This is a genomic window from Caballeronia sp. LZ029, from assembly GCF_031451275.1.
Lineage (GTDB): Bacteria > Pseudomonadota > Gammaproteobacteria > Burkholderiales > Burkholderiaceae > Caballeronia > Caballeronia jiangsuensis.
Window position 1 is genome coordinate 1 of record NZ_JARUXO010000060.1, and the last position, 341, is coordinate 341.

At 66.9% G+C, this 341-nt stretch carries 1 protein-coding gene; it reads left to right on the forward strand.

The window, feature by feature from the left end:
* A partial coding sequence (locus QCE73_RS34040) for an ABC transporter permease subunit (protein ID WP_309885341.1) occupies positions 1-341 on the forward strand: 341 nt, incomplete at both ends.

Below are 341 nucleotides of genomic sequence, written 5' to 3' on the forward strand. Positions count from 1 at the left end.
GTATCGCGGGCATCCCGAAGTTCGGGCGCGTGCTGCGCTCGCAGGCGCTGGTCGTGCGCCGCGCCGATTACGTGACGCACGCAGTCAGCTTCGGTCTTTCGCGCACGCAGATTTTCTTCCGGCATGTGCTGCCGAACGTGCTCGTCGCAGTGCCGGTCATCGCGACGATCGATATCGGCAGCGCGATCATCGCCGTATCGGGCCTGAGCTTTCTCGGCCTGGGTCCGCAACCGCCAACGCCCGAATGGGGCGTGATGCTCGCCGAGGGACGCGACGTGTTGCGCGTCGCGTGGTGGCCGAGCGTGTTTCCGGGCATGGCGATCACGCTGACCGTCCTGTCG